The following is an 897-nucleotide window of genomic DNA, read 5'->3' as shown; positions in this document are numbered from 1 at the left end:
CTGCTACCCGCCACTGTGTAGGAGCCGGCTTGCCGGCGAACAGCGGCGACGCGGTCTATCACCCGCCGCGTCCTCGTCGTTCGCCGCCCCCAAACACCGCCCGTGTGCTTGCGCTGGATCAGGTCCCGGACTTGATCTTGGTCCAGGCCCGGGTGCGTGCCCGCTCCGCATCACGGGGCAACGGCTGCAGGGTATACAGGGTGCTCATCGCCGCGTCTGTCGGATACAGGTTGGGGTTGTTGCGGATCGAAGGGTCCACCCGCTCGGTGGCGTCCTTGTTCGGGTTGGGGTAACCGACAAAGTCGCTGACTGGGGCAATCACCTGAGGTTGCAGCAGGTAGTTGATGAAGGTGTAGGCATCTTCCGGGTTCTTGGCGCCCTTGGGGATCGCCAGCATGTCGAACCAGATCGGTGCGCCTTCCTTGGGCAGGCGCATGTCCACGGTCACGCCGTTCTTGGCTTCCTTGGCGCGGTTGGCGGCCTGGGAGAAGCTTCCGGAGTAGCCCACGGCCACGCAGATGTCGCCATTGGCGATGTCGGCCATGTACTTGGAGGAGTGGAAGTAGGTGATGTACGGCCGGATCTTCATCAGCAGCGCTTCAGCCTTCTCGTAGTCCGCCGGCTTCTTGCTGTTGGGGTCCAGGCCCAGGTGCTGCAGGGCCAGGGGCAGGATTTCCGAAGGCGAGTCGAGCAGGGCCACGCCGCACTGCTTGAGTTTGCTGATGTTCTCTTCCTTGAAGATCAGGTCCCAACTGTCCACCGGCGCCTTGTCGCCGAGGGCGGCCTTGACCTTGTCCGGGTTGAAGCCGATCAGGATGGTGCCGTACATGTAGGGCACGGCGAATTTGTTGCCCGGGTCGTTGGCCTCGATCAGCTTCATCAGCTTGGGGTCCAGGT

Annotated in this window: 1 protein-coding gene; it reads right to left on the bottom strand. The window is 63.1% G+C overall.

From position 1 onward, the window contains the following. Window positions 1-118: 118 nt before the first annotated feature. Window positions 119-897: extracellular solute-binding protein (locus BLX41_RS02565; protein ID WP_259744348.1), on the bottom strand; the 779-nt coding region annotated here is incomplete at its 5' end.

The organism is Pseudomonas protegens, assembly GCF_003732485.1.
In the GTDB taxonomy this organism is placed as follows: Bacteria; Pseudomonadota; Gammaproteobacteria; order Pseudomonadales; family Pseudomonadaceae; genus Aquipseudomonas; species Aquipseudomonas protegens_B.
Note: the sequence above shows the minus strand (reverse complement) of the source record. Positions and strands in the feature narration are given on the sequence as shown.